Consider the following 746-nt stretch of genomic DNA (forward strand, 5'->3'; position numbering starts at 1 on the left):
CCTACAAGCACCCGTGGGCGCAAGGCCAGCGCTGCATCATCCCGGCCGCCAGATTCGACGAGCCGAACTGGGAGAGCGGGAAGAACGTCTGGTGGCAGTTCCGGCGCGCGGACGGGGCGCCGTGGGGCCTGGCCGGGCTCTGGAACGTCTGGAGGGACAAGACGACAGGGGAACAGGTCGAGTCGTACACGATGCTCACGCTGAACGCCGACGCGCATCCGTTGTGGAAACGCATGCACAAGCCCGATCCGAAGCTGGCGGCCGACAAACAGGACAAGCGCAGCGTCATCGCGATCGAGCTGGCCGACGTCGACCAGTGGCTCACAGGCACGATCGAGGAGGCGAAGAGCTTGCTGAGACTCAGCCCTGTTGAGATCTTCGTGGCGGGACCGATCATCGCACCGGGGACCCTGATCGAAGAGCTGGGGCAGGGCGCGCCCTAGTGCTCCGGCCGCTTGCGCGGGGCGGCCACGCGCGGCGCGCGCTTGATCGCCTTGCTCGTGCGGCCCTTGACCGAGTCGATGAGGCGCTGCGTAGCGTCCTTGAAGGGCGGGTCGGTGCCCAGCTTCGGCGGYGGCGTCCTGGTGGTCATTTCTTGCGCAGGTGCTCGCGCACCTTGTCGGCCGAGTGGCCCACCGCGGCCACCGCCTGGCGCAGTTCCTCCTCGGTGACGCCGAGCGACTCGGTCCAGCTGCGGATTTCGTGCTCCTCGGTGAGCGAGATGAGCTTGCGGTCGAGGCCGGTCT

The 746-nt window shown here is 67.9% G+C and carries 3 protein-coding genes; 1 reads left to right on the plus strand and 2 read right to left on the minus strand.

Annotated elements, in window-relative coordinates:
- Positions 1 to 443 (plus strand): SOS response-associated peptidase family protein (locus AC1DTN_RS37715; RefSeq protein ID WP_477925236.1); only part of this gene is annotated, 443 nt, incomplete at its 5' end.
- On the opposite strand, the gene AC1DTN_RS37720 is transcribed toward AC1DTN_RS37715, so the two are convergent.
- Positions 440 to 592 carry a hypothetical protein gene (locus tag AC1DTN_RS37720; protein WP_477925237.1) on the minus strand — a complete coding sequence of 51 codons (153 nt, stop codon included), beginning with the start codon at positions 590 to 592 and terminating at the stop codon, positions 440 to 442. The genes AC1DTN_RS37715 and AC1DTN_RS37720 overlap by 4 nt on opposite strands.
- Positions 589 to 746 (minus strand): DUF3606 domain-containing protein (locus AC1DTN_RS37725; protein ID WP_477925239.1); only part of this gene is annotated, 158 nt, incomplete at its 5' end. The genes AC1DTN_RS37725 and AC1DTN_RS37720, both read right to left, overlap by 4 nt.

This window comes from Rhizobium sp. 01T444, assembly GCF_056398305.1.